The organism is Devosia sp. A369 (assembly GCF_054489345.1).
Genome location: NZ_JBTMWV010000001.1, coordinates 242,804 through 269,117, shown reverse-complemented (window position 1 = coordinate 269,117; position 26,314 = coordinate 242,804). Strand labels below are relative to the sequence as shown.

24 protein-coding genes and 1 tRNA gene are annotated in these 26,314 nt (G+C 60.5%); 20 read left to right on the top strand and 5 right to left on the bottom strand.

The window, feature by feature from the left end:
• The first annotated feature begins 93 nt into the window (after positions 1 to 93).
• The 3 genes from ACX3OZ_RS01350 (at position 94) to ACX3OZ_RS01340 (ending at position 3,009) form a co-directional block, all read left to right on the top strand.
• Positions 94 to 1,074, top strand: a complete 981-nt coding sequence (locus tag ACX3OZ_RS01350; protein ID WP_459095212.1) for an NAD(P)-dependent alcohol dehydrogenase — start codon at positions 94 to 96, stop codon at positions 1,072 to 1,074.
• A 90-nt stretch (positions 1,075 to 1,164) separates the two neighbouring features.
• Complete coding sequence (locus tag ACX3OZ_RS01345) at positions 1,165 to 2,010, top strand: division plane positioning ATPase MipZ (protein ID WP_459095213.1); 846 nt, start codon at positions 1,165 to 1,167, stop codon at positions 2,008 to 2,010.
• Between the two features lie 75 nt (positions 2,011 to 2,085).
• Complete coding sequence (locus ACX3OZ_RS01340) at positions 2,086 to 3,009, top strand: MYG1 family protein (protein ID WP_459095214.1); 924 nt, start codon at positions 2,086 to 2,088, stop codon at positions 3,007 to 3,009.
• Position 3,010: 1 nt separating this feature from the next.
• Here ACX3OZ_RS01340 and ACX3OZ_RS01335 read toward each other — a convergent pair whose 3' ends face one another.
• The gene (locus ACX3OZ_RS01335; protein ID WP_459103673.1) at positions 3,011 to 3,658 is read right to left on the bottom strand and encodes a glutathione S-transferase family protein; all 648 of its coding nucleotides are present in this window, start codon (positions 3,656 to 3,658) and stop codon (positions 3,011 to 3,013) included.
• A 152-nt stretch (positions 3,659 to 3,810) separates the two neighbouring features.
• On the opposite strand from ACX3OZ_RS01335, the gene ACX3OZ_RS01330 reads away from it, so the two are divergent.
• The 3 genes from ACX3OZ_RS01330 (at position 3,811) to ACX3OZ_RS01320 (ending at position 5,150) form a co-directional block, all read left to right on the top strand.
• Complete coding sequence (locus ACX3OZ_RS01330) at positions 3,811 to 4,194, top strand: MAPEG family protein (protein ID WP_459095474.1); 384 nt, start codon at positions 3,811 to 3,813, stop codon at positions 4,192 to 4,194.
• A 53-nt stretch (positions 4,195 to 4,247) separates the two neighbouring features.
• Positions 4,248 to 4,323, top strand: a tRNA-Trp gene (locus ACX3OZ_RS01325).
• Positions 4,324 to 4,466: 143 nt separating this feature from the next.
• Complete coding sequence (locus ACX3OZ_RS01320; RefSeq protein WP_459095216.1) at positions 4,467 to 5,150, top strand: GGDEF domain-containing protein; 684 nt, start codon at positions 4,467 to 4,469, stop codon at positions 5,148 to 5,150.
• Here ACX3OZ_RS01320 and ACX3OZ_RS01315 read toward each other — a convergent pair.
• Complete coding sequence (locus ACX3OZ_RS01315; RefSeq protein ID WP_459095217.1) at positions 5,147 to 6,304, bottom strand: GGDEF domain-containing protein; 1,158 nt, start codon at positions 6,302 to 6,304, stop codon at positions 5,147 to 5,149. The genes ACX3OZ_RS01320 and ACX3OZ_RS01315 overlap by 4 nt on opposite strands.
• Positions 6,305 to 6,536: 232 nt before the next feature.
• Here ACX3OZ_RS01315 and ACX3OZ_RS01310 point away from each other — a divergent pair, with 232 nt between their 5' ends.
• Positions 6,537 to 7,178 carry a hypothetical protein gene (locus ACX3OZ_RS01310; RefSeq protein WP_459095218.1) on the top strand — a complete coding sequence of 214 codons (642 nt, stop codon included), beginning with the start codon at positions 6,537 to 6,539 and terminating at the stop codon, positions 7,176 to 7,178.
• 62 nt (positions 7,179 to 7,240) lie between these two features.
• On the opposite strand, the gene ACX3OZ_RS01305 is transcribed toward ACX3OZ_RS01310, so the two are convergent.
• A complete protein-coding gene (locus ACX3OZ_RS01305; protein WP_459095219.1) occupies positions 7,241 to 8,176 on the bottom strand; it encodes a DUF2971 domain-containing protein in 936 nt (311 codons plus the stop codon).
• A 115-nt stretch (positions 8,177 to 8,291) separates the two neighbouring features.
• On the opposite strand from ACX3OZ_RS01305, the gene ACX3OZ_RS01300 reads away from it, so the two are divergent.
• Positions 8,292 to 8,987, top strand: coding sequence for an NUDIX domain-containing protein (locus ACX3OZ_RS01300; RefSeq protein WP_459095220.1), 696 nt, complete (start codon positions 8,292 to 8,294; stop codon positions 8,985 to 8,987).
• 137 nt (positions 8,988 to 9,124) lie between these two features.
• Complete coding sequence (locus ACX3OZ_RS01295) at positions 9,125 to 9,598, top strand: YciE/YciF ferroxidase family protein (RefSeq protein ID WP_459095221.1); 474 nt, start codon at positions 9,125 to 9,127, stop codon at positions 9,596 to 9,598.
• A 79-nt stretch (positions 9,599 to 9,677) separates the two neighbouring features.
• On the opposite strand, the gene ACX3OZ_RS01290 is transcribed toward ACX3OZ_RS01295, so the two are convergent.
• Positions 9,678 to 10,061 (bottom strand): rhodanese-like domain-containing protein, encoded by a 384-nt coding sequence (locus ACX3OZ_RS01290; RefSeq protein ID WP_459103672.1) that lies wholly within the window; start codon positions 10,059 to 10,061, stop codon positions 9,678 to 9,680.
• Between the two features lie 67 nt (positions 10,062 to 10,128).
• On the bottom strand, positions 10,129 to 10,410 hold the full coding sequence (locus ACX3OZ_RS01285; RefSeq protein ID WP_459095223.1) for a hypothetical protein: 282 nt from the start codon (positions 10,408 to 10,410) through the stop codon (positions 10,129 to 10,131).
• Positions 10,411 to 10,667: 257 nt separating this feature from the next.
• Between ACX3OZ_RS01285 and secE the strand changes: the two genes are divergently transcribed.
• The 11 genes from secE to fusA all read left to right on the top strand — a co-directional run bounded on the left by secE (position 10,668) and on the right by fusA (position 26,259).
• The gene (gene secE, locus ACX3OZ_RS01280) at positions 10,668 to 10,862 is read left to right on the top strand and encodes a preprotein translocase subunit SecE (RefSeq protein ID WP_459095224.1); all 195 of its coding nucleotides are present in this window, start codon (positions 10,668 to 10,670) and stop codon (positions 10,860 to 10,862) included.
• A 41-nt stretch (positions 10,863 to 10,903) separates the two neighbouring features.
• Positions 10,904 to 11,434 (top strand): transcription termination/antitermination protein NusG, encoded by a 531-nt coding sequence (gene nusG, locus ACX3OZ_RS01275; protein WP_459095225.1) that lies wholly within the window; start codon positions 10,904 to 10,906, stop codon positions 11,432 to 11,434.
• 176 nt (positions 11,435 to 11,610) lie between these two features.
• Positions 11,611 to 12,039 (top strand): 50S ribosomal protein L11, encoded by a 429-nt coding sequence (gene rplK / locus ACX3OZ_RS01270; RefSeq protein WP_459095226.1) that lies wholly within the window; start codon positions 11,611 to 11,613, stop codon positions 12,037 to 12,039.
• Positions 12,040 to 12,043: 4 nt separating this feature from the next.
• Positions 12,044 to 12,736, top strand: a complete 693-nt coding sequence (rplA, locus tag ACX3OZ_RS01265; protein WP_459095227.1) for a 50S ribosomal protein L1 — start codon at positions 12,044 to 12,046, stop codon at positions 12,734 to 12,736.
• Positions 12,737 to 13,050: 314 nt separating this feature from the next.
• On the top strand, positions 13,051 to 13,572 hold the full coding sequence (gene rplJ / locus ACX3OZ_RS01260; protein ID WP_459095228.1) for a 50S ribosomal protein L10: 522 nt from the start codon (positions 13,051 to 13,053) through the stop codon (positions 13,570 to 13,572).
• A gap of 66 nt (positions 13,573 to 13,638) precedes the next feature.
• Positions 13,639 to 14,007: a 50S ribosomal protein L7/L12 gene (gene rplL, locus ACX3OZ_RS01255; protein ID WP_459095229.1), complete on the top strand. Its 369-nt coding sequence runs from the start codon at positions 13,639 to 13,641 to the stop codon at positions 14,005 to 14,007.
• A gap of 347 nt (positions 14,008 to 14,354) precedes the next feature.
• Positions 14,355 to 18,494, top strand: a complete 4,140-nt coding sequence (rpoB, locus tag ACX3OZ_RS01250) for a DNA-directed RNA polymerase subunit beta (protein ID WP_459095230.1) — start codon at positions 14,355 to 14,357, stop codon at positions 18,492 to 18,494.
• Between the two features lie 78 nt (positions 18,495 to 18,572).
• The gene (gene rpoC / locus ACX3OZ_RS01245) at positions 18,573 to 22,757 is read left to right on the top strand and encodes a DNA-directed RNA polymerase subunit beta' (protein ID WP_459095231.1); all 4,185 of its coding nucleotides are present in this window, start codon (positions 18,573 to 18,575) and stop codon (positions 22,755 to 22,757) included.
• Between the two features lie 545 nt (positions 22,758 to 23,302).
• Positions 23,303 to 23,674 carry a 30S ribosomal protein S12 gene (gene rpsL, locus ACX3OZ_RS01240; RefSeq protein WP_286018378.1) on the top strand — a complete coding sequence of 124 codons (372 nt, stop codon included), beginning with the start codon at positions 23,303 to 23,305 and terminating at the stop codon, positions 23,672 to 23,674.
• 12 nt (positions 23,675 to 23,686) lie between these two features.
• Positions 23,687 to 24,157, top strand: a complete 471-nt coding sequence (gene rpsG, locus ACX3OZ_RS01235; RefSeq protein ID WP_459095232.1) for a 30S ribosomal protein S7 — start codon at positions 23,687 to 23,689, stop codon at positions 24,155 to 24,157.
• A gap of 11 nt (positions 24,158 to 24,168) precedes the next feature.
• Positions 24,169 to 26,259 carry an elongation factor G gene (gene fusA / locus ACX3OZ_RS01230; protein ID WP_459095233.1) on the top strand — a complete coding sequence of 697 codons (2,091 nt, stop codon included), beginning with the start codon at positions 24,169 to 24,171 and terminating at the stop codon, positions 26,257 to 26,259.
• Positions 26,260 to 26,314 lie beyond the last annotated feature (55 nt).

The window sequence follows — 26,314 nt, the reverse complement described above, 5'->3', positions numbered from 1 at the left end:
ATGCATATCAAACGGACCGAGTTCGTCAATTTTTCTATGGGCTGGATCGGCGTAAAAGATTTTCAGGCGCTGTGGAGCGCAGGAGAGAAAAACATGAAAGCCATGGTCTACCACCGCTACGGCGGCCCCGAAGTGCTCACGCTCGTTGACCTGCCCAAGCCTGTGCCACGCGACGACGAGGTGCTGATCCGCATCCGGGCGACGACCGTCACCACCGGCGACTGGCGGGCACGGAGCCTCAACCTGCCGCGGGGTTTTGGTATCCTTGGCCGGCTGGTGTTCGGGATCTTCGGACCGCGTCAGCCCATCCTCGGCACTGAGCTTGCCGGCGTCGTGGAAGCGGTCGGCCGGAGCGTGACGCGCTTCAAGGCGGGTGATGCAGTCTTCGCCTTTCCCGGTGCGCAATTTGGCAGCCATGCCGAATACCGGACGATGCGGGAAACTGGCCTGATCGCGCTGAAACCGGCCAATATCTCGTTCGAAGAGGCGGCCGCGCTCAGCTTCGGCGGCACCACGGTGCTCGGGCCGCTCAAGGACAAGCTCGGGGTCAAGCCGGGCGACCGGGTTCTGGTGGTCGGGGCCTCGGGGGGCGTGGGCACGGCGGCGGTACAGATCGCCAAGCATCTCGGCGCCGATGTCACCGGCGTTTGCAGCACCGCCAATCTCGAACTGGTCCGCTCGATCGGCGCCGATAGCGTCATCGACTACACCGTGACCGACTTCGCCAAATCCGGCGCCAGCTGGGATGTCATCGTCGACACCACCGGCACGGCGCCATTTTCCCGCTGCGAGCCAGTGCTGGCGCCGGGCGGGCGCCTGCTGGTGATCCTGGGCTCGCTGGCCCAGGTGGTCGGGATCGGTCGGCCATCCAAGGCGAGCGGCAAGAAGGTCATTGCCGGGGTGGTAAAGATCGAAACAGCGCATCTGGATTATCTCGCGCAGCTGGCGGCAACGGGGGCCTATCGCCCGGTCATTGATCGTAGCTATCCGCTGGAACATGCGGCGGAAGCCCATGCCTATGTCGATACCGGCCGGAAGCGCGGCAATGTCGTCCTCACTATTGCGGCCGAGTAAGCCTGCGTCGCGGTCGCTCGTTAGGGCTTTGTTAACCGTGTGGCGACTTGATGGGCCAAAGGGATCGGTCCCTGATTTGGAGAGTCGGACATGGCGCAAAACGGCGCGCACATCATTGCAGTGGGCAATGAAAAAGGTGGCTCGGGCAAGTCGACCACGGCGCTGCATTTGGCCGTCTATCTGCTGCATCAGGGCCACCGCGTCGCCACCATCGACGTGGACAGCCGCCAGCAGACCCTGACGCGCTATGTCCGCAATCGCCGCGCCACCATGGATACCACCGGTCGACAGGTGCCGATGCCCAAGCATGTGCACCTGCCCACCGCCTGGGGCGACTCGATCCGCGAGAACCAGCGCGCCGAGCTCGACATTTTCACCAAGGCCATCGCCGGCCTGCGCGACGAGGTCGATTTCATCGTTATCGACACGCCCGGCTTCGATGGCAATCTGGCCCGTCTGGCGCATGGCTTTGCCGATACGCTGGTCACGCCGATCAATGACAGCATGATCGATCTGGACGTGTTGGCCCGGATCGACACCGTCAGCGGCGAGCCGATTGAAACCAGCCCCTATTCGCGCAATGTGCAGCGTGCCCGGGCCGAACGTCAGGCCGAGACCGGCACGGGCATCGATTGGGTTCTGGTGCGCAACCGCATTTCCAATCTGGGCTCGCGCAATGCCAGCCAGGTGCAGGACAGCGTCGAGCGCATCGCCGCGCGCCTCGGCTGCCGTGTCGCCGACGGCATTGCCGAGCGGGTGATTTTCCGCTCGCTGTTTTCCATCGGCATGACAGTCTTCGATCCGCTGGAAGCCGATATTCTGGGTAGCGCGCCATCGATGTCGCATGTCAACGCGCGCCAGGAGTATCGCAGCCTCGTGGCCGCACTGCGCCTGCCGGTGCCAGCCAAGCGCGAGGCGGCGCGGCTTTCGGCCTGACCGCACAACGGTTGAGCTACCGGCCGGCAATCGCTATGGGGTGCGCACCCAGTCCACAACAAGGCGCATTCCGGCATGACCCCAGATTACCTCGTCACCCATTCGGGTGGCTTCCATGCCGACGAGCTGCTGTCGAGCGTCATCCTGACCCGGCTGTTCCCGCAGGCCAGGATCGTCCGCAGCCGGGCCCGCGACTGGATCACCCCCGCCGCTGATCGCATCATCTACGATGTCGGCGGCGCCTATGATGCAGACGCGCGGATCTATGACCACCATCAGCGCGGCGCGCCGCTGCGCGACGATGACCAGCCTTACAGCTCGTTCGGCCTGATCTGGAAGCATTATGGGCGCGACTATCTGGCCGCCGCTGGCGTTCCCGAGGCGCATGTCGAGATCGTGCATGCCAAGTTTGATGCCAGCTTCGTGCTGCCGATCGATCTGGTCGACAATGGGGCGCTCAGCCCCGCCATTGCCGGGCCACTGGCCGGGCTGACGCTGTCGGCTTTGCTGGAAACCTTGAAGCCCGTCTTCGACGAGACCGACCCCGAGGCCGAAGATCGGGGCTTCCACACCGCGCTGGCCATCGCCCGCAGCTTTGTCGAGGCCAGCATTGCCCGCAGCGCCGCAAAATTGCGCGCCGAGGGCCTGGTGCAGCAGGCTATCGAGCAGGCAGGCGCGGGCAAGGTTCTGGAATTGCCGATGGGCATGCCGTTCCGTCCGGCCATCGTCAAGGCCGGCGCCGATCATCTGCTGTTCGTCGTCCATCCCCGGGGGCAGGACTGGTGCCTGACCACCATCCGCCGCGCCGATGAGGGCTTTGAAACCCGCGCCGACCTGCCCGCTGCCTGGGCCGGCCTGACCGATGCGGATCTGGAAGCCGTCTCCGGCGTTGCCGGCGCCAGCTTCTGCCATAATGGCCGCTTCATTGCCGCCGCGAAATCGCGCGAAGCCGCTCTCGCCATGGCCGAGCTGGCCGTGCAGGAGGCCGTCGGCAGCTGATCTAGGCCAATGTGGCGGTGTTGACCGCCAATTGCGCGGCGAACGCCCGTTGATAGGCCGGCCGGGCTTCGCCGCGCGCCACATAGGCGGCAAGGTTCGGCCGTTCGTCCAGCATGCCCGACGATTTCAGCCGGAGCAGCACCGACACCATCATCAGGTCGCCGGCGCTGAACGCGCCATCGAGCCAGTCCGCCGCCCCAAGGCGGTTGGACAGCTCGCCCAGTCGGTGGCGGAGGCGGCCTTCAAGCAGCGGCAGCCGTTGCGCGTGCCAGGGTTCGTTGCGCTCTACTAGTCTCGCGGCTTCGCGCTCGAGGATGGGCGGCTCCATGGTGCCGAGCGCGGCAAACATCCAACTGATGGCGCGCGCCCGGGCCGTCGCATCCTGCGGCAGCAGGCCGGCATGCTGCTCGGCAATATGCAACACGATCGCCCCGGTCTCGAACAGGACGAGGTCGCCTTCCTCATAGGTCGGAATCTGCCCGAACGGATGCAGCGCGCGATGGGCGGGTTCCTTCATCGCCGGGAACGACACCAGACGAACCGCGTAAGCCTGCCCGACTTCCTCCAGCGCCCAGCGCACCCGCGTATCGCGCGCCAGCCCCTTGCCGCCATCGGGGGAGTGTTCAAAGGCCGTGATGGTGGGAATCATGGGACGGCTCCGGTGAGAGCGGGCATTTTAGTCACTGATCTGGGCATGACGAAGATGCCCCTCAGAATTTGATCTTCTTGGCATCCTCATGCGTTCGGTGGCAGGAGTGTGCGTCCGGTTGGCGGGCGCCGAGGAGATATATTGTGCTGTTGATGATTTTGCTGGTGCTGCTGCTGTTGCTGGTTCAGGTCGTGTTGCCGGGCCGTTACCTGACCGAGCAGGTGGGGAACGATGCGCAGATCGGGCCGCGGGACGATCTGCCCAAGCCGACTCGGATGCTGGCCCGGTCGCGCCGCGCTTTGGCCAATCTGCAGGAGACGCTGCCGATCTTTCTCAGTCTGGCGGTCTTGTCCATCGTGCTGGGCGAACAGGGCTGGTTGTCGCTGGCCGGGGCAGGGCTCTATCTGGTGGCCCGCATCGGCCATTGCTACTGCTATCTGCGCGGCCTGACGCCCTGGCGCTCGATCTGTTTTCTGGCCAGCCTGATCGGCATGGTGCTGTTGCTGCTGCCGCTCTTGCCCCATCTCTGGAACTAGGCCGAAAGGGTCTTGCGAAGCGCGGGCTTTGCCATTAGACAGACCTCGCCTGAAGGGGTTTAGCTCAGTTGGTAGAGCATCGGTCTCCAAAACCGAGGGTCGTGGGTTCGAGTCCCCCAGCCCCTGCCAGGCATCTCATTGATATTGTTGCGCCTTGTCGCCTCTGATTCCCGCGCTGGATCAGAGGCTCGCTGGTTTGGACTTCCGCTGGACTGGGTCGAGTGATGGGTTGGGTTAAGTGGCCGTCGCCGTTCGTTTTAAAGCGTACGGTCATGGTGACGTTGATTGCAGCGACGGTGTCGATTTCGATTTCGACGGGCGTAAGGGTGATTTTGGGCATCCACGCCGATACGGTCACCGTCGCGGTCCGCATCCTGCTGCCTTTCGTGATCGCGATCCCCTTCGCGCTCTTATGGTTCAGCCGCCTGGAACAGCTGGAAATAGCCTATCGGGATTTGCTCAAGCAAACCGCCGAACTCATCGAGTGCGCCAGCACCGACCCGCTGACCGGGGTGCTCAACCGGCGCAGCTTTGTCGAGCATTTCGACCTCGCCCAGGCCCGCGGCGCCGCTGGCTTCCTGCTGATCGTGGATGTCGACTACCTCAAGGCGGTCAATGACCGCTTTGGCCATCTGGTGGGCGACGCGGCGATCATGGCCACCGCGACCGCCTTGCGCGAAGCGCTGGGCTCGGGGGCCTTCATTGCCCGGATCGGCGGCGACGAATTTTGTGCGTTTCTGCCGACCGAGATTGCGCCGGACCTGACCGGGCTCACAAGCCAGATGAATGCGATCTCGACGCGCGAGTTTCGCGCCCGGACCGGGCTTGATGAGGATTTGACGGTGTCGCTCGGCTATCATTCCTGCGGCCGGGGCCAGAGCTTTGAGGCCACCATGTCGCGGGCCGATCAGATGCTGTTCGGCTCGAAGCACGCCCGCAGACTTGGCGGTCTTTAGGCAATCCGCCGGCCGGCCGCGCCATTGCGGCGGCTTTTCTCCGCCTTGTCCTGATACAGCGCCTTGTCGGCCTCGCGCAGCACGTCGAAATCAACCGCTGTCGACGCGGCGAAGGTCGAAACGCCGAAGCTGACCGACAGCTTGAGCTGCGTGTCGGCCACCGCCAGTGGCGCGGCGGCAATGGTGGCGCGCAGGCGCTCGGCGATGCTCTGGGCTTCCTCAAACCCGGTATCGGCCAGCAACAGGCAAAATTCGTCGCCGCCCAGCCGCGCCACGAAATCGGTGGGGCGGGTCAGCGACGCCAGCAACTGCCCCAGATGCGCCAGCGCCTGATCTCCGGCCGCGTGCCCATATTGGTCATTCAGCGATTTGAAGTCGTCCAGATCGAACAGGGCGACGGAATAGGTCTGGCCGGACTGGAGCGCCAGGCGATGCGCCCGATCCAGATTGGGCTGCAGCCCGCGCCGATTGGCCACCCCGGTCAGCTCATCGGTCTCGGACAGCCGCGCCAGAGTGCTCTGCAACCGGTCGATGGTCATCAGGGCAAAGCCCAGATTCCACACCGCGCCGCTAAACACCGTACACAGCAAGGCATAAGAGGCGAGGGCGTAGTAGATCGGGTATTCCAGCACCTCCAGCAGCACGCCGGCATTGGTGCCGATCACCATCAGCTGGCCCAGCACGGCCACGGCGAAGGCCACTGCCGCGATGATCGACCCCAGCCCCGGCTGGCGGTAGCGCAGCAGGTGAAAGATGCACAGCCCCATCACCGTGGCCTGGCCGGCGGCATAGACCATGGCGCGCCCGCGATCAAAATCGTGAAAGGCGATCATCACGCAGGCGGCGAGCAGGGCGAAGCCGATGGCGAAGCTTTGCCCGCCCGTCTGTCCCTGAAAGCGCCGCGAGCCGATCCAGAACTGGGCGAAGCCAACAATGATGATGGTGTTGCCGACAATGGCCGGGACCAGCGAGCCTGCATTGCCCTGCAGCGCCAGCACCGCGCCACCGACCATCGTCAACGCCATCCCCGCCAGCCAGTACAGGGCGGCCGGATTGGGCCGGTAGCGGATGGCCAGCGCCGCCCACACCACGCAGGCGGTCAGGGAATGGAGAAAAACGACAATATACAGCGTCAGGAAATCAAGACTGGGCATCGGCTCACCTATTTGGGGCTACCGATACAGGGCCCGGCCCTAAGTCGCCGTAAATTGACTTGGTGAACCCGGGTTAACAAACTCAGATTGGGATTTTCCGGGGCCTGCATGTAGCGCGCAACTCTCCGGCGCCGCCGCGCTCGTTGTCACAACCGACAATACAGATGCGGCCTGCCGCTTTATTTCAGCTACGCAAATATACCGAACTGTTTATTAATGTTGTGAGCGGACCATGCTGGTGATGCTCAAGGAAAGGTGCCCTGTCGTGCCCGAGGCTGCGAATGCAGCGAGCTTAGGCGGCTGCGCTGCAATAATTATCGCTCCAGATGATGTGGGGAGAGCCACATTATTGAAATTGGGGCAAAGCGTTGGCTTTGGAGCGGTCGCTGACCACTCCCAGTCCAGTCATTTGCTGCCGCAATTCCTGCCGTTCTTTCTGGTCCACCATCAGCTGCGGGATTCGATGAAGCTCCGGCTGATCTGGAATATTCGGCGCTCCGATATATTGATGATCAAGTTTTCTCCGATCATCCTGTTCATGCCGGACGGCCCGGCGCATCTGACGATCCAGTTTATCGAAATGGGCTTTGACGACGTCATCTGCCTGCCGGAAAAAAGCGCCGTCCTGGCGGCGCGGCTGGCCGGGCAAGTCGGCCAGGAGCGGCTGTTTATCGAGGCGGATCACTATATCGGCCCGGACCGCCGTCGCATGGAACTGATCGAACGCGACACCGTCAGGCGCAAGCATGGCGGCTCGAGCCACGACAAGATCACCATCATCCGCCACCCCGGCAAAGGCATCGAAATCGTCAGCCGGCAGCACGTGGTTGTCACCGCGGCCAAACACGGGACGCACGAAGCCGTGGAGTTGTGAGCGGGGAAATCGACGCCGATGCGGACGCTCGGGGGCGCAGGCTGAAATCCAACAGCGGCCATTCACCGTCGCTGACGTTGCAACTTCCGGTCGAAGTACATTTTTTCGTAGACCTTACGGCCGTTTCGCAGCTTATGCGTCACCCATAGATAGATGTACTGGCCATCTGACCCGGCGATATCAATCCCACCAAATTCGTCAAAGTTTGGTCTTGCCGCGATGCGCTCGCATTCGGCCACAAGATCTTCGAACGGGACGCTCAAGAATTCGCGCAGCTCCTTTTCTGCGTATAGGGCCCCGGCACGATCAAAACCTTGATCGCCGACGCGTTCACACTGATCGATCGGCGTTGCCTCCTTCACAGTGCGGAAGCGCAATTCGAAGCCAGATATTTCTCCCTGCAAGATTTCTACCGGACGACTTCTCAGTGTTTCGACCACAGCATCGGCGTGCGTCTTCGATATTCTAGGGCCAAGATACACGCGCTTCAGCGCATCATCGACGTAATGCTTGGGGCCGACGGAACCCGTAACGTATCTCCACTCTTTTTCGTGCTGCCATTCAGTCCGCTTGCGTGTGATGCGTGCCAGCACGGCCTCTTGCATTTTATCCTGTCCCAAATCAGCAAGACTGATCGGCGGAAGGGCGTTTCGCGCGTATTTGACGGGAAAGAGTTTCTCGCCCTGAAAATCACTGATCGTTAGTGCTGCGCTATCGAATTCCAGACAGACGCCAGCGAAGTTCCCAGCGTAGTAAGCCCATAGAGGCAAATCGTCCGGCGAACTCGAAAAGGACACCAAGGCGAACTTCGCGATCATGTCGTCCAGTAACTTATAAAGTTGGCGGGAGGCATTTCCGGCGTGGCCAAGCATGGCGTCGACAATGCGATCACCCGGCCCGCCAGTCTCATAAAAGGCCTCCATGGGATCGTTCATTGATCCGAAGGCTGGCGCATAGAGATAGCTGTTCTTCAGCGTATCGAGTTCGCGCTTGAGCAATTTGTCATCGGCGAGTGAACGATAGCGGTAGAGTAAAGATGGAGGGGGCAATGAAGAACTCAGCTGTCAGACAGAGAAACCACATCGAACGTGACCTTGGGGAGCCGCAGGAAGCTTGAACATACTTTCCGTGAAACGCAAACACTTGTGTGCCTTCCTAGTCTCGCTCCTGAAGTCCCGCTTGTCTGCTCACTACCCCAAGTTTGGCACGGCTATTTTAGAATCAGACAGTCCGCTTGCCACCCCAACGGGCCATCGTATTGACCAATGGCTCTGGCTGAAAAGCCCATGGCCGCTGGCCGAGAGCTGGAAACATCGCGAACAAGCCCATACGCTACCCGAACCCGTCTATTGGGTCATCAAAGGGAATTGCGGCCCAATGAACAAAATTAGTCCGGGCACGATCGGCGTTATTTTCAATGGCGACCGGACAGAGGTCGTTCTGCACTTACGCGACGATCAAGCCATGTGGAGCTTGCCGGGAGGAATTCCTGACTTCGGGGAAACCTTCGAGGCAGCGGCGATCCGCGAAATCAAGGAGGAAACCGGGCTTGAAACGGCGGTGTCACGATTTGTGGGCGCTTATTCTGATCCGGAATTGTTCGTGTTTAGCTATGCAGATGGCAACCGCGTCCAGGCGTTTGCGGTTGCCGTTGAGTGTCGGATTCTGAGCGGTGAACTGATGCCCAACGGGACTGACAGTTTGGACGTCAGGTGGTTTCCAATAAATGCCCTGCCGACCAACCTGATGCGGATGCACTCAGTCGTGATCCAAGACGCTCTGGCGGGCGGGCCTCCCGTCCTTCGGTAGAGCAGCCTGCGTCGGAATTTTTACCGGCACCAAATTTTTCAGACAAACGGTGCATCTCCGCGCTTGCTTCTGCCGCCTAGGAACTTTCTTCTGCATCTTCAGTTTTACTCCTGCAATTTTGCACGGAGCCGGCACCGATGAAATCTCTGGAAGAACTGTTCAAACACACGCTGCGCGATATCTATTACGCGGAGAACGCCATCACCAAGGCGCTGCCCAAGATGTCAAAGGCCGTCAAAAGCGCCGAGTTGAAGGCCGCCTTTGATAGCCATCTCAAGGAAACCAAGGGCCAGATCGAAACCATGAAGAAGGTCTTCGCCTCGGTCGGCGAGAAGGCCGAAGGCGAAAAATGCGATGCGATCGAGGGCCTGCTCAAAGAGGGCGACGGGCTGATGGAAGAGGCGACCGGCGTGGCGCTGGACGCCGGCCTGCTGGCCTGCGCCCAGGCGGTCGAGCATTACGAGATAGCCCGCTATGGCTCGCTGCGCGAATGGGCCAAGGAACTTGGCCATGACGAAGCCCACAAGCTGCTGAGCGAAATTCTCGACGAGGAGAAGGCCGCCAACAGCAAGCTGACCAATCTCGCCGTCTCCAGCGTCAATAAGAAGTAACCCAAAGGCTACCGATCAGCGGGCAGGGGAGCGCCAATGCTCTGCTGCCCGCTGATCGTGTTGCTATGGCTGGGGTGGCCTATTTCACCTTTTCGACAGCGCCGCCGTCATCGACCCAGTCCTTGAAGCTGCCCAGGTTGAAGACCTTCTCATAGCCCATCTCCTTGAGCGTCTTGCCGCTGAGGGCCGAACGGCCGCCCGAGGCGCAGTGCAGGATGACGGGGCGGTCCAGCGTCAGATTGGCATCGTGATAGGGTGTGGCCGCGTCGGCGCGGAATTCCAGCATGCCGCGCGGGATATGCACCGAGCCGGGAATTTTGCCGGTGGCCTGCAATTCGGGCAGGTCGCGGACATCGATGATCACGGCATTCTGCTCTGCGACCATCCGGCGGGCTTCGGCAGGCGAGATTTTCGGCACTGCCGCATTCGCGGCCGACAGCATGTCTTTCACGTTGGACGTCATGGGCTCCTCCTGTGTCGGGCGGAGTTTACGCCCGGCTACAGGCGTTGCCAATGCAAAGGCAGCGCGCCTACTCGGCTGCCATCGGCAGACTGTCGGTGTGGCGGGATTTCAGGCGATTGAGCTGATGGGCGGCATGGGTCAGCAGGGCGGTGCGCACTTCGGGCGTCGACACGGCGCCGACATCGGCCTTGACCTTGAGGTCGAGGTGATAGCGCGAGACATTGCCCATGAAGCATTCCTCGATGCGAACGCGGACCACGCCCGTCACCCGGCCGGCAATGGCGCGATGCGGGCCGTAATAACGGACCTCGCAGCCTTTGACTTCGAAATTCGCGCTCCCCAGCGACATGGTCCAGCCTCCCGCTGCCATTTTTTCGTCTTAATTCGATCAAATGCCAATGTGAGGCGGCGCACAAGCCAGATTCTGCGTGTTCTTAACGTGTCGTTAACAAATGTGATCGGGGTGGAGTGGGCGGCTCCGGCAGATTGTGGCGGCGGCCTGTTGCATTTGGCGGCGGTTTTCTCTAGATACCCACATTCCAGCCGTGCGGGATTCCTGCGCGGCCTTTGGTTTTGCACCAAAAACACCAAAGAGTAGATTCGCCTATGGCCCGTCCGAACCCAATCCAGTTTCTGCAGCAAGTTCGGCAGGAGACCAATAAAGTCGTCTGGCCGGGGCGGAATGAAGTCCTGGTTTCGACCATTATGGTGATCGTGCTGGTGGTGTTTGCGAGCCTGTTCTTTCTCCTGTCGGACCAGCTCATTTCCTGGGTCGTCGGGCTGATGCTTTCGATCCGCTGAGCGGGTCACGGACACAATAATACTGGGAGCGGCGACGCTTAATGGCCAAGCGCTGGTACATCGTTCAGGCTTATAGCAATTTCGAGCGCAAGGTGGCGGACGACATTCGCCAGAAGGTTGCGCAGAAAAAGCTTGAGCATCTGTTTGAAGACGTGATCGTTCCGACCGAAAAGGTCGTCGAGATCCGTCGCGGCCGCAAGGTCGACGCTGAACGCAAATTCTTCCCGGGCTATGTGCTGGTGAAGATGGATATGACCGACGAGGCGTTCCATCTGATCAAGAACACGCCCAAGGTTACCGGCTTCCTCGGTTCGGACAATCGCCCGATGCCGATTTCGGAAAAGGAAGCCCAGGCCATTCTGCAGCAGGTGCAGGAAGGCGTGGAGCATCCCAAGCCTTCCGTGTCGTTCGAAGTGGGCGAAAACGTCCGCGTCTCGGACGGTCCCTTCGCCAGCTTCAATGGCGTGGTGGAAGAAGTCGACGAAGAGCGCGCCCGCCTCAAGGTGGAAGTGTCGATCTTCGGTCGTCCCACTCCGGTGGAACTCGAATATGGTCAGGTCGAGAAGGTCTGATCGCAAGAAATCTGCCAGAATGCTGGCAGAAAACTGCAGGAAAACTGGCAGCATGCTGCCGGCAAACTGGCAGGAAATCTGTGGAAGAGGGCGGTTGCTGCCAAGCAATCGGACACGCCTCGGACCACAGCGTCAAACGGTCCGCGTGACAGCGGGCGCATTTAGATAGGACGATTATGGCAAAGAAAATCGTTGGCTACGTAAAGCTGCAGGTGCCCGCCGCCTCCGCAACGCCGTCCCCGCCGATCGGGCCGGCTCTCGGTCAGCGCGGTCTGAACATCATGGAATTCTGCAAGGCATTCAATGCTGCCACGCAGGAAATGGAAAAGGGTTCGCCCATTCCAGTCGTGATCACCGCCTATGCCGACAAGAGCTTCACCTTCGAGATGAAGTCTCCGCCGGTCACCTACTTCATCAAGAAGGCCGTCAACCTCAAGTCGGGCAGCAAGCTGCCGGGCACCGAGTCGGTTGGCACCATCACCGTGGCTCAGCTGCGTGATATCGCCGAGAAGAAGATGAAGGATCTTAACGCCGACAATATCGACGCTGCTGTGTCGATGATCGCCGGCTCTGCCCGTTCCATGGGCATTCAGGTCGAGGGCTGATTCAATGGCACACGCTGGTAAGAAGATCACGAAGGCCCGTGAGGGCATCGACCGCAACAAGCTGTACAAGCTCGAAGAAGCCATCAAGATGGTGAAGTCGCGCGCCTCGGCCAAGTTCGACGAAACCATTGAACTTGCTATCAATCTTGGCGTTGACCCGCGCCACGCTGACCAGATGGTCCGTGGTGTGGTGACCCTGCCCAACGGCACCGGCAAGACCGTGCGCGTTGCGGTGTTCGCCAAGGATGCCAAGGCTGACGAAGCCCGCAAGGCTGGTGCCGACATCGTTGGTGCCGAAGACCTGATGGAAGCCATCCAGGCTGGCAAGATCGATTTCGATCGTTGCATTGCCACCCCGGACATGATGCCGCTGGTCGGTCGCCTGGGTAAGATCCTGGGCCCGCGCAACCTGATGCCGAACCCCAAGGTTGGCACGGTTACCCCCGATGTCGCCGGCGCCGTCAAGGCTGCCAAGGGTGGCGCCGTGGAATACCGCGTCGAAAAGGCCGGTATCCTGCATGCTGGCATTGGCAAGGTTTCCTTCTCGGAAGAAGCCCTGCTGCAGAACATCAAGGCGTTCACCGACGCCGTGCAGCGCTCCAAGCCTGCCGGTGCCAAGGGCACCTATGTGAAGCGCGTCGCCGTGTCTTCGACCATGGGCCCTGGCGTTCACGTCGAGCCGGCTTCGGCTCTGTAAGAAATTCCGGGCGGCTTCGGTCGCCCGGTTTTGTCTCTCGCAAGGGAGACATAAAGTCCTGTCCGAGACTGCCGGTGCTGACCAATCTGGGTCAGCTTAATGTCCACCGACGCCAGCATAGATGGGGTGAGGCCACAATTTTCCTGCTCCAACCGGGGCAGGGTGATCGCGGTTCGAACCAGGCCAGTTGCCCTTTCGGGCAGCACGGTTGACAGGCGTTTAACCGTTGCTCCTCTCCTCCTTTATGGAGATCGGAGGGCAGCAATTGGCAATGGCCCGGCACGACTATGCCGGGCTCAATGTGGAGACTAGCAGTGGAAAGAGCGGAAAAGCGTGAGCTTGTCGCATCGCTCCAGGCGGCCCTTACGGGCGCTGGGTCGATCGTCCTTGCGCAGAATTCCGGTCTGACCGTAGCCAATCTGGAAGTGCTTCGCCGTGAGGTGAAGGCTGCCGGTGGTTACGTCAAGATCGCTAAAAACCGTCTTGCCAAGCTTGCTCTTAAAGAAACCGACAATGCGGACATGTCGGCCCTGTTTACCGGGCCGATCGTCATCGCTTATGCGGCTGACCCAATGACGACGCCGAAGATTGCGGCGAAGTTTGCTGAAAAGAACGCGAAATACGTCGTTCTTGGTGGCGCTATGGGCCAGACCGCTCTTGACGCGAATAGCGTCAAGGCGTTGGCGACCATGCCTTCGCTCAACGAGCTGCGCGCAACGCTGGCCGGGATGCTCAAGCAGCCCGCTACGCGTATCGCGTCGGTTATCGTGGCGCCGGCAGGTGGCATCGCTCGTGTGTTGGCCGCTCACGCGGAAAAGAGCAACGAAGCAGCGTAACCCCATAGGTCCTTTCGTGGGACCATTCTGGTTTGAACTGAACACCTAAAAAGAGAGATTTATCAAATGGCCGATCTCGCCAAGATTGTAGACGACCTGTCTGCCCTGACCGTTCTGGAAGCTTCGGAACTGTCCAAGATGCTCGAAGAGAAGTGGGGCGTTTCCGCCGCTGCTCCGGCTGCTGCTGCTGCTGCCGCCGCTCCGGCTGCTGCCGTTGAAGAGCAGACCGAATTTGACGTGATCCTCGCCTCCTTCGGCGAAAACAAGATCAACGTCATCAAGGAAGTCCGCGCCATCACCGGCCTGGGTCTCGGCGAAGCCAAGGCTCTGGTTGAGGCCGCTCCGAAGGCCGTCAAGGAAGGTGTCAACAAGGCTGAAGCCGAAGACATCAAGAAGAAGCTGGAAGCTGCCGGCGCCAAGGTCGAATTCAAGTAATTTCGACTCTTGCCTTGAATATTGCGAGATGGCGCGCTATGTGCCATTTCGCTACTTCGTCTCTACGAGATGATTCGCCGGGCCGATTGGATGGGTTCCAGGCGCCAATTTGCGGAATATATGACGATTTTGATGTCTGAGGCACGCTGACGTCCACGTGGCCCTATGGTTTATCGACCATGGGGTGTTTGGCGTTTTCGGGTCTGCTTTCTCTGGCTGGGGAAGTTTGCAGGCGTCACTGAGCCTAATTTACTGCCTATCAAAGGCATATACCCCGATGCCCGACGGCTGATTGTCGGGTCTTTGGATATGTGCCTCCGAGACAATCGCTAGACAAAGGAGCCCTCATGGCTACCACGTTCAACGGCCGCCGCAAGGTTCGCAAGTCCTTCGGATCCATTCGCGAAGTCACGGAGATGCCCAACCTGATCGAGGTCCAGAAGGCCTCTTATGATCAGTTTCTGTTGGTTGACGAGCCCAAGGGTGGCCGTCCCGACGAAGGGCTTCAGTCCGTCTTCCGTTCGGTTTTCCCGATCACTGACTTTTCCAATACGGCCTCTCTCGAATTCGTGAAGTACGAGTTCGAGCAGCCCAAATACGACATCGACGAGTGCCGTGCGCGCGACATCACCTTCGCTGCCCCGCTCAAGGTGACGCTGCGGCTGATCGTGTTCGAAGTCGATGAGGAAACCGGCGCTCGCTCGGTCAAGGACATCAAGGAGCAGGACGTCTATATGGGCGACATGCCCTTCATGACGTCGAACGGCACCTTCATCGTCAACGGCACCGAGCGCGTTATCGTCTCGCAGATGCACCGGTCGCCCGGCGTGTTCTTCGACCACGACAAGGGCAAGACCCACTCGTCCGGCAAGCTGCTGTTTGCCGCGCGTATCATCCCGTATCGCGGTTCGTGGCTCGATATCGAGTTCGACGCCAAGGACGTGGTGTTCGCCCGTATCGACCGTCGCCGCAAGATTCCGGTAACGTCGCTGCTCAAGGCCCTTGGTATGGATACCGAGGAAATCCTGGCGACCTATTACAACACCCTCACCTTCGAAAAGACCGCGACCGGCTGGCAGAAGCCGTATGACGCGGAGAAGATGAAGAATGCCAAGCCGTCGCAGGACCTGATCGACGCCAAGACCGGCGACGTGGTCCACGAAGCTGGCAAGAAGCTCTCGGCCCGCCAGGCCAAGAAGCTGGCCGAAAATGGCCTGACGCACCTGCTGGCGGTCGATGAAGACCTCTATGGCATGTATGTCGCCGAAGACCTGATCAACCTGCAGACCGGCGAGGTCTACATGGAGGCAGGTGACGAGCTCGACGAAAAGACCCTGACCCAGATGGTCGAACTGGGCTTCACCGAGCTGCCGATCCTGGACATCGATCACATCTCGATCGGTGGCTATATCCGCAACACGCTGGCCGTGGACAAGAACGAGACGCGTGAAGACGCGCTGTTCGACATCTATCGCGTCATGCGCCCGGGCGAGCCGCCGACCGTCGACACCGCCGAAGCCATGTTCCAGTCGCTGTTCTTCGACAGCGAGCGCTATGACCTGTCCGCCGTTGGCCGCGTCAAGATGAACATGCGCCTTGAGCTGGATGCGCCCGACACCATGCGCACCCTGCGCAAGGATGACATCGTGGAAGTCGTCCGCACGCTGGTCGACCTGCGCGATGGTCGTGGCGAAATCGACGACATCGACAACCTCGGCAACCGCCGCGTTCGCTCCGTCGGCGAACTCATGGAAAACTCCTATCGCCTTGGTCTGCTCCGCATGGAACGCGCCATCAAGGAGCGCATGAGCTCGGTCGAAATCGACACGGTGATGCCGCAGGACCTGATCAACGCCAAGCCGGCTGCTGCCGCTGTGCGTGAATTCTTCGGGTCGTCGCAGCTGTCCCAGTTCATGGATCAGACCAATCCGCTCTCGGAAATCACCCATAAGCGTCGCCTGTCGGCGCTTGGGCCTGGTGGTCTGACCCGCGAGCGTGCCGGCTTCGAAGTCCGTGACGTGCACCCGACCCATTACGGCCGTATCTGCCCGATTGAGACCCCGGAAGGTCCCAATATTGGTCTGATCAACTCGCTGTCGACCTTCGCTCGCGTCAACAAGTACGGTTTCATCGAGACCCCGTACCGCAAGATCGTGGACGGTGTGCTGACCGAGGACGTGGTCTATCTCTCCGCCATGGAAGAGGCCAAGCACTACGTCGCCCAGGCCAACGTGCAGTTCAACAAGGACGGCACGCTGCAGGACGATCTGGTGGTGGCTCGCCACGCCGGTGACAACGGCCTGACGCCCAAGGAAAACGTCGACTTGATGGACGTTTCCCCCAAGCAGATGGTGTCGGTTGCCGCCTCGCTGATCCCGTTCCTTGAGAATGACGACGCCAACCGGGCTCTGATGGGCTCGAACATGCAGCGTCAGGCTGTGCCGCTGCTGCGCGCCGAAGCTCCTTTTGTCGGTACCGGCATGGAAGCGATCGTGGCGCGTGACTCCGGCGCCGCCATCGTCGCCAAGCGCAAGGGCATCGTCGACCAGGTGGACGCCACCCGTATCGTTATTCGCGCAACGGAAGAAACCGATGCGTCGAAGTCGGGCGTCGACATCTACAATCTGATGAAGTTCCAGCGTTCCAACCAGTCCACCTGCATCAACCAGCGTCCGCTGGTCGTCGTGGGCGATCACGTGAACCAGGGCGACATCATCGCCGACGGTCCGTCGACCGAGCTGGGCGATCTGGCTCTGGGCCGCAACGTGCTCGTCGCGTTCATGCCCTGGAATGGCTACAACTTCGAAGACTCCATCCTGCTCAGCGAAAAGATCGCCATGCAGGACGTCTTCACCTCGATCCATATCGAGGAATATGAAGTGATGGCGCGCGATACCAAGCTGGGGCCTGAGGAAATCACCCGCGACATTCCGAACGTGTCGGAAGAAGCGCTGAAGAACCTCGACGAAGCCGGCATCGTGCATATCGGCGCCGAAGTCATGCCGGGCGACATCCTGGTCGGCAAGATCACCCCCAAGGGTGAATCGCCGATGACCCCGGAAGAGAAGCTGCTTCGCGCCATCTTCGGCGAAAAGGCTTCGGACGTTCGTGACACCTCCCTGCGCGTGCCGCCGGGCGATGCTGGTACTGTTGTTGAAGTGCGCGTGTTCAATCGCCACGGCATCGACAAGGACGAGCGCGCCATGGCCATCGAGCGCGAGGAAATCGAGCGTCTCGCCAAGGACCGTGACGACGAACAGTCGATCCTCGACCGTAACGTCTATGCGCGTCTCAAGGAGATGCTGTTCGGCAAGGCAGCAACGGCTGGCCCGAAGGGCTATGTCGTCGGCACCAAGCTCAACGACCAGATGTTCGAGGCTCAGCCCCGTTCGAAGTGGTGGCAGTTCGCGGTTGATGACGACAAGGTCATGACCGAGATGGAAGCTCTTCATGCTCAGTATGAAGAGAGCCGCCGTCTGCTCGAACAGCGCTTCATCGACAAGGTCGACAAGCTGCAGCGCGGTGACGAACTGCCGCCGGGCGTGATGAAGATGGTCAAGGTCTTCATCGCCACCAAGCGCAAGATCCAGCCGGGCGACAAGATGGCCGGCCGTCACGGTAACAAGGGCGTTGTCTCGCGTATCGTGCCGATCGAAGACATGCCGTATCTGGAAGATGGTACGTCGGTCGACATCGTGCTGAACCCGCTGGGCGTGCCATCGCGCATGAACGTCGGCCAGATCCTCGAAACTCACCTGGGCTGGGCTTGCGCCGGCATGGGCAAGAAGATCGACGAGATGGTCCGTGCGTATCATCGCAATGGCGACCTGAAGCCGCTGCGCCTCGAAGTGCAGGATCTGTTTGCCGGTGATGAAGCCATCACCGACCTCGACGACGACGGCATGGTCCGCCTCGGCGAGCACCTCTCCAAGGGTGTCTCGATCGCGACGCCCGTGTTCGACGGCGCCAAGGAAGCCGACATCGTCGTGATGCTTGAGCGGGCAGGGCTCAAGGCCTCCGGCCAGTCGACCGTCTATGACGGCCGTAGCGGCGAGCAGTTCGATCGTCAGGTGACGGTTGGGTATATTTATATGCTCAAGCTCGACCACTTGGTGGACAACAAGATCCACGCCCGTTCGATCGGTCCTTACTCGCTGGTCACCCAGCAGCCGCTCGGCGGCAAGGCCCAGTTCGGCGGTCAGCGCTTCGGCGAGATGGAAGTGTGGGCTCTCGAGGCCTATGGCGCGGCTTATACGCTCCAGGAAATGCTCACCATCAAGTCGGACGACGTGGCTGGTCGTACCAAGGTCTACGAGTCCATCGTGCGCGGCGACGATACATTCGAGCCGGGCATCCCCGAGAGCTTCAACGTTCTGGTCAAGGAAATCCGTTCGCTCGGTCTCAATGTCGAACTCGACATGCGTGAGATTGAGGATGGCTCCAGCCACGAAGCGGAGCTCGCACCTCCTCAGGAAGCGGCGGAATAATCCGGCGCATCCTACCCCCATTCACTTCCTGAGGGAGCCGGGCGTCAGCCCGCTCCCGACGGAAAGAGGAGAGAATTGATGAATCATCATTCCCACGTCATGGACCCGTTCAACCCGGCCGTCCCGGTGCAGACCTTCGATCAGATGAAAATCTCGATCGCGTCGCCCGAGAAAATCCTGAGCTGGTCGTACGGCGAGATCAAGAAGCCCGAGACCATCAACTACCGCACGTTCAAGCCTGAGCGTGACGGCCTGTTCTGCGCGCGCATCTTTGGCCCCGTGAAGGACTATGAGTGCCTGTGCGGCAAGTACAAGCGCATGAAGTTCAAGGGCGTCATCTGCGAAAAGTGCGGTGTGGAAGTCACCCTGAGCCGCGTTCGTCGCGAGCGCATGGGCCATATCGAACTGGCCGCTCCGGTCGCTCACATCTGGTTCCTGAAGTCGCTTCCGTCGCGTATCGCGCTGCTGCTCGATATGACGCTGAAGGACATCGAGCGCATCCTGTACTTCGAAAACTACGTCGTTCTCGATGCGGGCCTGACGCCCTTCACCCAGCACGAGCTGCTGACTGAAGAGCAGTTCCTCGACGCCCAGGACGAATATGGTGCCGACAGCTTCACCGCCAAGATTGGCGCCGAAGCCATCCGCGATATCCTGCTGGCCCTCGATCTCGAGAAGATCGCGGCCGACCTGCGCGTGGAAATTGCTGAGTCCACCACTGAACTTAAGCCCAAGAAGCTCGCCAAGCGCTTGAAGATCGTCGAGCAGTTCATCGTCTCGGGCAATAAGCCTGAGTGGATGATCATGACCGTCATTCCGGTCATCCCGCCCGAACTGCGTCCGCTGGTGCCGCTGGATGGCGGTCGCTTTGCGACCTCCGACCTGAACGACCTCTATCGCCGCGTGATCAACCGCAACAACCGGTTGAAGCGCCTGATCGAGCTGCGCGCTCCGGACATCATCATCCGCAACGAAAAGCGCATGCTGCAGGAAGCTGTGGACGCGCTGTTCGACAACGGCCGCCGTGGCCGCACCATCACCGGTGCCAACAAGCGTCCGCTGAAGTCGCTGTCCGATATGCTCAAGGGCAAGCAGGGCCGCTTCCGTCAGAACCTGCTCGGCAAGCGCGTCGACTATTCGGGTCGTTCGGTCATCACCGTGGGTCCGAACCTCAAGCTGCACCAGTGCGGCCTGCCCAAGAAGATGGCGCTCGAGCTGTTCAAGCCGTTCATCTACTCGCGCCTCGAAGCCAAGGGTTTCTCGTCCACTGTCAAGCAGGCGAAGAAGCTGGTCGAGAAGGAAAAGCCCGAGGTTTGGGATATCCTGGACGAAGTGATCCGCGAGCACCCAGTTCTGCTGAACCGCGCTCCGACCCTTCACCGTCTGGGCATCCAGGCGTTCGAGCCGATCCTGATCGAAGGCAAGGCCATCCGTCTGCACCCGCTCGTCTGCTCGGCCTTCAACGCCGACTTCGACGGTGACCAGATGGCTGTGCACGTTCCGCTGTCGCTCGAAGCGCAGCTGGAAGCGCGCGTGCTGATGATGTCGACCAACAACATCCTGCACCCTGCCAACGGCCAGCCGATCATCGTGCCGTCGCAGGATATCGTCCTGGGTCTCTACTATCTCTCGCTCATGAACGAGAAAGAGCCCGGCGAAGGCATGGCGTTCGGTTCCTATGCCGAACTCGAGCATGCGCTCGACAACAAGATCGTCACGCTGCACAGCAAGATCAAAGGCCGCGTGGCCGCGTTCGACGAGAACGGCAACGAGACCACCGAGATCGTGGAAACGACCCCGGGCCGCATGCTGATCGGGCAGATCCTGCCCAAGCACGCTGCGGTGCCATTCTCGACGGCAAACCAGCTGATGACCAAGAAGATGATCTCCAAGATGATCGACACGGTTTACCGTGGCTGCGGTCAGAAGGAGACTGTGATCTTCTGCGACCGCGTCATGCAGCTCGGTTTCAAGAATGCATGTGATGCGGGCATTTCGTTCGGTAAGGACGACATGGTTATCCCGGCTTCCAAGTACACCATCGTGGAAGCGGCTCGTAAGCAGGTCGAAGAGTTCGAACAGCAGTACAATGACGGCCTGATCACTCAGGGCGAAAAGTACAACAAGGTGGTCGACGCTTGGGCCAAGTGCGGTGACAAGGTCGCCGAAGAGATGATGGACGCGATCCGCAAGGTGCAGATCGACGAGGAAACCGGCCGTCAGAAGCCGATCAACTCGGTCTATATGATGAGCCACTCCGGCGCCCGCGGTTCGCCGGCGCAGATGAAGCAGCTCGCCGGTATGCGCGGCCTGATGGCCCGCCCCGACGGCTCGATCATCGAGACCCCGATCACGGCCAACTTCAAGGAAGGCCTGAACGTTCTTGAGTACTTCAACTCCACCCACGGTGCCCGTAAGGGTCTCGCGGATACGGCGCTGAAGACCGCGAACTCGGGTTACCTGACCCGTCGTCTCGTCGACGTGGCGCAGGATGCGATCATCGTGTCGACCGATTGCGGCACCGAACGCGGCCTGACCATGGAGCCGATCGTCGATGCCGGCCAGGTTGTGGCTTCGATCGGCCAGCGCGTGCTGGGCCGTACCGCTGCCGACGACATCTTCCACCCGCTGACCGGCGATCTGATCGCCGCCAAGGGCACGCTGCTGGAAGAGAAGGATGTCGATGTCATCGAGGACGCCCGGATCCAGTCGATCCGTATCCGTTCGCCGCTGACCTGCGACATGCGCCAGGGCACCTGCGCGGCCTGCTATGGCCGTGACCTTGCTCGCGGTACTCCCGTGAACATGGGTGAAGCTGTGGGCGTCATCGCCGCACAGTCGATCGGTGAACCCGGTACCCAGCTCACCATGCGTACGTTCCACATCGGTGGCACGGCACAGGTGGTCGACAGCTCGTTCCTCGAATCCGGCGCGGAAGGCACGATTGCCATCCGCAATCCGAACGTGGTGCTGGTTGAAGGCGGCAAGCTGGTCGTCATGGCCCGTAACGTGTCGCTCGCCATTCTCGATACCGACGGCAAGGAACGCGCCACCCACAAGGTGACCTATGGTTCCAAGCTGCTGGTCAAGGAAGGCGACAGCGTTCGCCGTGGCCAGCGTCTGGCCGAATGGGACCCCTACACCCGTCCGGTTCTCGCCGAAGTCGAGGGCGAGGTCGTGTTCGAGGATCTGGTCGACGGTGCTTCCGTTGCGGAAAATACCGACGAAGCGACCGGCTTCACCAAGCGCGTTGTCATCGACTGGCGCACCAATCAGCGTGGCGAGGGCCTCAAGCCGGCTCTTGCCGTGGCGCGTGATGGTCTGGTCCAGAAGGTGGAACGTGGTGGCGAAGCCCGTTACCTGCTCTCCGTCGACGCGGTCATCGCGGTCGAGCCGGGCGAGAAGGTATCGCCGGGTGACGTGCTGGCGCGTATTCCGCTGGAAAGCGCCAAGACCAAGGACATCACGGGCGGTCTGCCGCGCGTGGCTGAATTGTTCGAGGCTCGTCGTCCCAAGGATCACGCCATCATCGCCGAGATCGATGGCACCATCCGCTTTGGTCGCGACTACAAGAACAAGCGTCGCATCATCATCGAGCCCCATGAAGAGGGTGCTGATCCGGTCGAGTATCTGATCCCCAAGGGCAAGCCGTTCCACCTCCAGGAAGGCGACGCCATTGAAAAGGGTGAATACATCCTCGACGGCAACCCGGCGCCGCACGACATTCTGGCCATCAAGGGCGTGGAAGAGCTTGCTCGTTACCTCGTCAATGAAATCCAGGAGGTCTATCGTCTGCAGGGCGTGTTGATCAACGACAAGCACATCGAGGTGATCGTTCGCCAGATGCTGCAGAAGGTCGAGATCGTGGATCCAGGTGATACCGGCCTGCTCAAGGACGAGCAGCTCGACAAGCTGGACTTCGACGAGCTCAACGACGCGCTGGTCGCCGACGGCAAGAAGCCGGCAACGGCCAACCCCGTGCTGCTCGGCATCACCAAGGCGTCGCTGCAGACCCGCTCGTTCGTGTCGGCCGCTTCGTTCCAGGAAACCACCCGCGTCCTCACGGAAGCGGCGGTTTCCGGCAAGGCCGATCTGCTCGAAGGCCTCAAGGAAAACGTCATCGTCGGTCGGCTGATCCCGGCCGGTACCGGTGCCGGCATTTCCTCGGCCAAGCTGATCGCCACCAAGCGCGACGATCTGATCTTGGACGAGCGTCGCCGTCAGGCGGCCACCGTGCAGATCGCAGCACCCGCCGCCGAGTAAGCGTCCGCTATTATGGAATGCGTGAAAGGGGCCTCAGGGCCCCTTTCTTTTTGCCGGTCCGGAATTGAATTTGACGCGACCGCGCAAGCGCCTGTTAACCTCTTGCGTCATTGCGGGACGGATATCGGCGTCGCTGAGCCGACACAGGTGCGAAGGGCAGGGGGCGGGTCCCGCTGCGAGCCCAGGATAGGCCTGACGTTGCTGCAGGCACCGAAGCAAACGGATGGCAAGCCCCTGCATGGCTCCCCCTCCGTTTTTTCACGAAAGAATCCTTGACGGCTGGGCGAGTCGGTTCTAAACAGCGGCTACCTAAGCGGTCGGTCGTGAATGTCACACCGGGTTCCTGCCATCTTGTGCGGGCATCCAGGACACTCAAACACACTGCCGGGTAACTAGACGAAGCAAATCCTTGTGCGCAAGACTGCCCATTTATGTGGGTGGTCCGCTGCAATTAGGGCGCCGCCGTACCTTTTGGGTTCGGATGAGCGCCGTTTTGGTTTGGTTTTTCTAGACCGCAATGAATTTTGGACGATGGAAAGAGCGCAATGCCCACCATTAATCAGCTGATCCGCAAACCACGCGCCAGCAAGCCAAAGCGGAACAAGGTTCCGGCCATGGAAGCAAATCCGCAGAAGCGCGGCGTTTGCTCTCGCGTTTATACGACGACCCCGAAGAAGCCGAACTCGGCTCTGCGTAAGGTCGCCAAGGTTCGCCTGACCAATCAGCGCGAAGTCATCTCGTATATCCCGGGCGAAGGCCACAACCTGCAGGAACACTCCGTGGTCCTGATCCGTGGTGGCCGCGTGCGCGACCTCCCTGGCGTTCGTTATCACATCCTGCGCGGCGTTCTTGATACGCAGAGCGTCAAGGACCGCAAGCAGCGCCGTTCGCATTATGGCGCGAAGCGTCCGAAGTAAGGAGATCGAGATATGTCCCGTCGTCACCGCGCAGAAAAACGCGATGTTATCCCGGATGCTAAGTTCGGCGATCTGATTTTGACCAAGTTCATGAACTCGCTCATGAAGGACGGCAAGAAGTCGACTGCTGAAAGCATCGTCTATGGTGCCTTCGACATCGTCGAAGCCAAGGTCAAGCAGGACCCGATCGAGGTCTTCCACACTGCGCTCGAAAACATCCGCCCGTCGGTTGAAGTTCGTTCGCGTCGTGTCGGCGGTGCCACCTATCAGGTCCCAGTCGAAGTTCGCACCGAGCGTCAGCAGGCCCTGGCCATTCGCTGGCTGATCGAATCTGCCCGCAAGCGCGGCGAGAACACCATGCGCGAGCGCCTTTCCGGCGAGCTCATGGACGCTCTCAATGGTCGCGGCCAGGCCGTCAAGAAGCGCGAAGACACGCACCGTATGGCTGATGCCAACCGCGCCTTCTCGCACTACCGCTGGTAGTAGGAGCCAATATGACCCGTCAGCACCCGATCGATCATTACCGTAACTTCGGCATCATGGCTCACATTGATGCTGGCAAGACGACAACGACCGAACGCATCCTGTATTACACCGGCAAGAACCATAAAATGGGCGAGACGCACGATGGTGCCTCGACCATGGACTGGATGGAGCAGGAACAGGAACGCGGCATCACCATCAGCTCCGCTGCCACCACGACCTTCTGGAAGGGCCGCGACGGCACGCAGTTCCGCTTCAACATCATCGACACCCCCGGCCACGTGGACTTCACCATTGAAGTCGAACGTTCGCTGCGTGTGCTTGACGGTGCCGTTGCACTGCTGGACGCCAATGCCGGTGTTGAGCCGCAGACGGAAACCGTCTGGCGCCAGGCCGACAAGTACAATGTTCCGCGTCTCATCTTCGTCAACAAGATGGACAAGGTCGGCGCCGATTTTTATCGCTGCCTCGAGATGATTGGCTCCCGTCTGGGCGCCAAGGCCGTTGCTGTGCAGCTGCCGATCGGTGCTGAGACCGAATTCAAGGGCGTCGTCGATCTGATCGAGATGAACGCTCTGATCTGGCACAACGAAGAGCTGGGCGCTGCCTGGGACGTCGTTGAGATCCCCGAGGACCTCAAGGCCAAGGCCGCTGAGTACCGCGAGAAGATGATCGAAGCCGCCGTCGAACTCGACGACGACGCGATGGAAGCCTATTTGAACGGCGATATGCCGAACAATGACACCATCCGTCGCCTGCTGCGTCGTGGCGTCATCGACACCAAGTTCTTCCTCGTCTATGCCGGCTCGGCCTTCAAGAACAAGGGCGTGCAGCCTCTGCTGGACGGCGTTGTGGCCTTCCTGCCGTCGCCTGCCGATATCCCGGCTATCCAGGGTATCGATGCGCGCACCGAGCTGCCGATCGAGCGTCATGCCGACGATAACGAGCCGCTGTCGATGCTGGCCTTCAAGGTCGCCAACGATCCGCATATGGGTTCGCTGACCTTCGCACGCATCTACTCGGGCAAGCTCGAGCAGGGCACGATGGTTGAGAACACCGTCAAGGAAAAGCGCGAGCGTATCGGTCGTCTGTTCCAGATGCACTCGAACAGCCGCGAGCAGATCACGGAAGCCTATGCTGGCGACATCGTCGCTATCGTTGGCCTCAAGGACACCACCACGGGCGATACGCTGTGCGCATCGAACGCGCAGGTTATCCTTGAGCGGATGATCTTTCCTGAGCCGGTTATCGACATTTCGGTGGAACCCAAGTCCAAGGCCGACCAGGAGAAGATGGGCCTCGCCCTGAACCGCCTGGCAGCTGAAGACCCGTCCTTCCGCGTCAAGACCGACGAAGAATCCGGCCAGACCATCATTTCGGGCATGGGTGAACTTCACCTCGACATTCTCGTCGACCGCATGCGCCGTGAATTCAAGGTCGAGGCCAATATCGGTCAGCCCCAGGTGGCTTACCGCGAGACGATCACCAAGTCGGCCAATGTGGACTATACCCACAAGAAGCAGTCGGGTGGTTCGGGCCAGTTTGCTCGTGTCAAGCTGACCGTGGAGCCGGGTGAACTCGGCAAGGGTCTCGAATTCGTTAACGCCGTCGTTGGCGGCTCGGTGCCCAAGGAATACATCCCGGGCGTCGAAAAGGGCGTGAAGTCGGTCATGCCGGCCGGTCCGCTGATCGGGTTCCCGATCGTGGACGTCAAGGTGACGTTGACCGAAGGCGCTTACCACGACGTGGACTCCTCGGTTCTGGCCTTCGAAATCGCCGGTCGTGCGGGCTTCAATGAAGCTCTGCGCAAGGCGTCGCCGAAGATCCTCGAGCCGATCATGAAGGTTGAAGTTGTGACGCCCGACGATTACATGGGTGACGTCATCGGCGACCTGAACTCCCGTCGAGGTCAGATCCATGGCACTGAAAGCCGTGGTGTTCTCCAGGTCGTGAATGCCTATGTGCCGCTCGCGAACATGTTCGGCTACGTGAACTCGCTGCGCTCGATGAGCCAGGGACGTGCACAGTACTCGATGACGTTCGATCACTACGAGCAAGTGCCGCAGGCAGTCGCCGACGAAGTCCAGGCCAAGTACGCCTAAAACAAGAAACTCAAACTCAAGGTTGGCCCGAGGGCTAACGAATACGGAGAGAAGC

Bases quoted from the DNA above. Each gene is read 5' to 3' on its own strand.
- rpsL (WP_286018378.1), top strand. From the start codon at position 23,303: ATGCCCACCATTAATCAGCTGATCCGCAAACCACGCGCCAGCAAGCCA.
- ACX3OZ_RS01285 (WP_459095223.1), bottom strand. From the start codon at position 10,410: ATGTCGCTGGGGAGCGCGAATTTCGAAGTCAAAGGCTGCGAGGTCCGT.
- rpoC (WP_459095231.1), top strand. From the start codon at position 18,573: ATGAATCATCATTCCCACGTCATGGACCCGTTCAACCCGGCCGTCCCG.
- ACX3OZ_RS01330 (WP_459095474.1), top strand. From the start codon at position 3,811: ATGATTTTGCTGGTGCTGCTGCTGTTGCTGGTTCAGGTCGTGTTGCCG.
- ACX3OZ_RS01340 (WP_459095214.1), top strand. From the start codon at position 2,086: ATGACCCCAGATTACCTCGTCACCCATTCGGGTGGCTTCCATGCCGAC.
- rplL (WP_459095229.1), top strand. From the start codon at position 13,639: ATGGCCGATCTCGCCAAGATTGTAGACGACCTGTCTGCCCTGACCGTT.
- rplA (WP_459095227.1), top strand. From the start codon at position 12,044: ATGGCACACGCTGGTAAGAAGATCACGAAGGCCCGTGAGGGCATCGAC.
- ACX3OZ_RS01295 (WP_459095221.1), top strand. From the start codon at position 9,125: ATGAAATCTCTGGAAGAACTGTTCAAACACACGCTGCGCGATATCTAT.
- ACX3OZ_RS01335 (WP_459103673.1), bottom strand. From the start codon at position 3,658: ATGATTCCCACCATCACGGCCTTTGAACACTCCCCCGATGGCGGCAAG.
- rplK (WP_459095226.1), top strand. From the start codon at position 11,611: ATGGCAAAGAAAATCGTTGGCTACGTAAAGCTGCAGGTGCCCGCCGCC.
- nusG (WP_459095225.1), top strand. From the start codon at position 10,904: ATGGCCAAGCGCTGGTACATCGTTCAGGCTTATAGCAATTTCGAGCGC.
- rpsG (WP_459095232.1), top strand. From the start codon at position 23,687: ATGTCCCGTCGTCACCGCGCAGAAAAACGCGATGTTATCCCGGATGCT.
- rpoB (WP_459095230.1), top strand. From the start codon at position 14,355: ATGGCTACCACGTTCAACGGCCGCCGCAAGGTTCGCAAGTCCTTCGGA.
- ACX3OZ_RS01350 (WP_459095212.1), top strand. From the start codon at position 94: ATGAAAGCCATGGTCTACCACCGCTACGGCGGCCCCGAAGTGCTCACG.
- secE (WP_459095224.1), top strand. From the start codon at position 10,668: ATGGCCCGTCCGAACCCAATCCAGTTTCTGCAGCAAGTTCGGCAGGAG.
- ACX3OZ_RS01345 (WP_459095213.1), top strand. From the start codon at position 1,165: ATGGCGCAAAACGGCGCGCACATCATTGCAGTGGGCAATGAAAAAGGT.
- ACX3OZ_RS01310 (WP_459095218.1), top strand. From the start codon at position 6,537: ATGCTGGTGATGCTCAAGGAAAGGTGCCCTGTCGTGCCCGAGGCTGCG.
- fusA (WP_459095233.1), top strand. From the start codon at position 24,169: ATGACCCGTCAGCACCCGATCGATCATTACCGTAACTTCGGCATCATG.
- ACX3OZ_RS01290 (WP_459103672.1), bottom strand. From the start codon at position 10,061: ATGACGTCCAACGTGAAAGACATGCTGTCGGCCGCGAATGCGGCAGTG.
- ACX3OZ_RS01315 (WP_459095217.1), bottom strand. From the start codon at position 6,304: ATGCCCAGTCTTGATTTCCTGACGCTGTATATTGTCGTTTTTCTCCAT.
- ACX3OZ_RS01320 (WP_459095216.1), top strand. From the start codon at position 4,467: ATGGTGACGTTGATTGCAGCGACGGTGTCGATTTCGATTTCGACGGGC.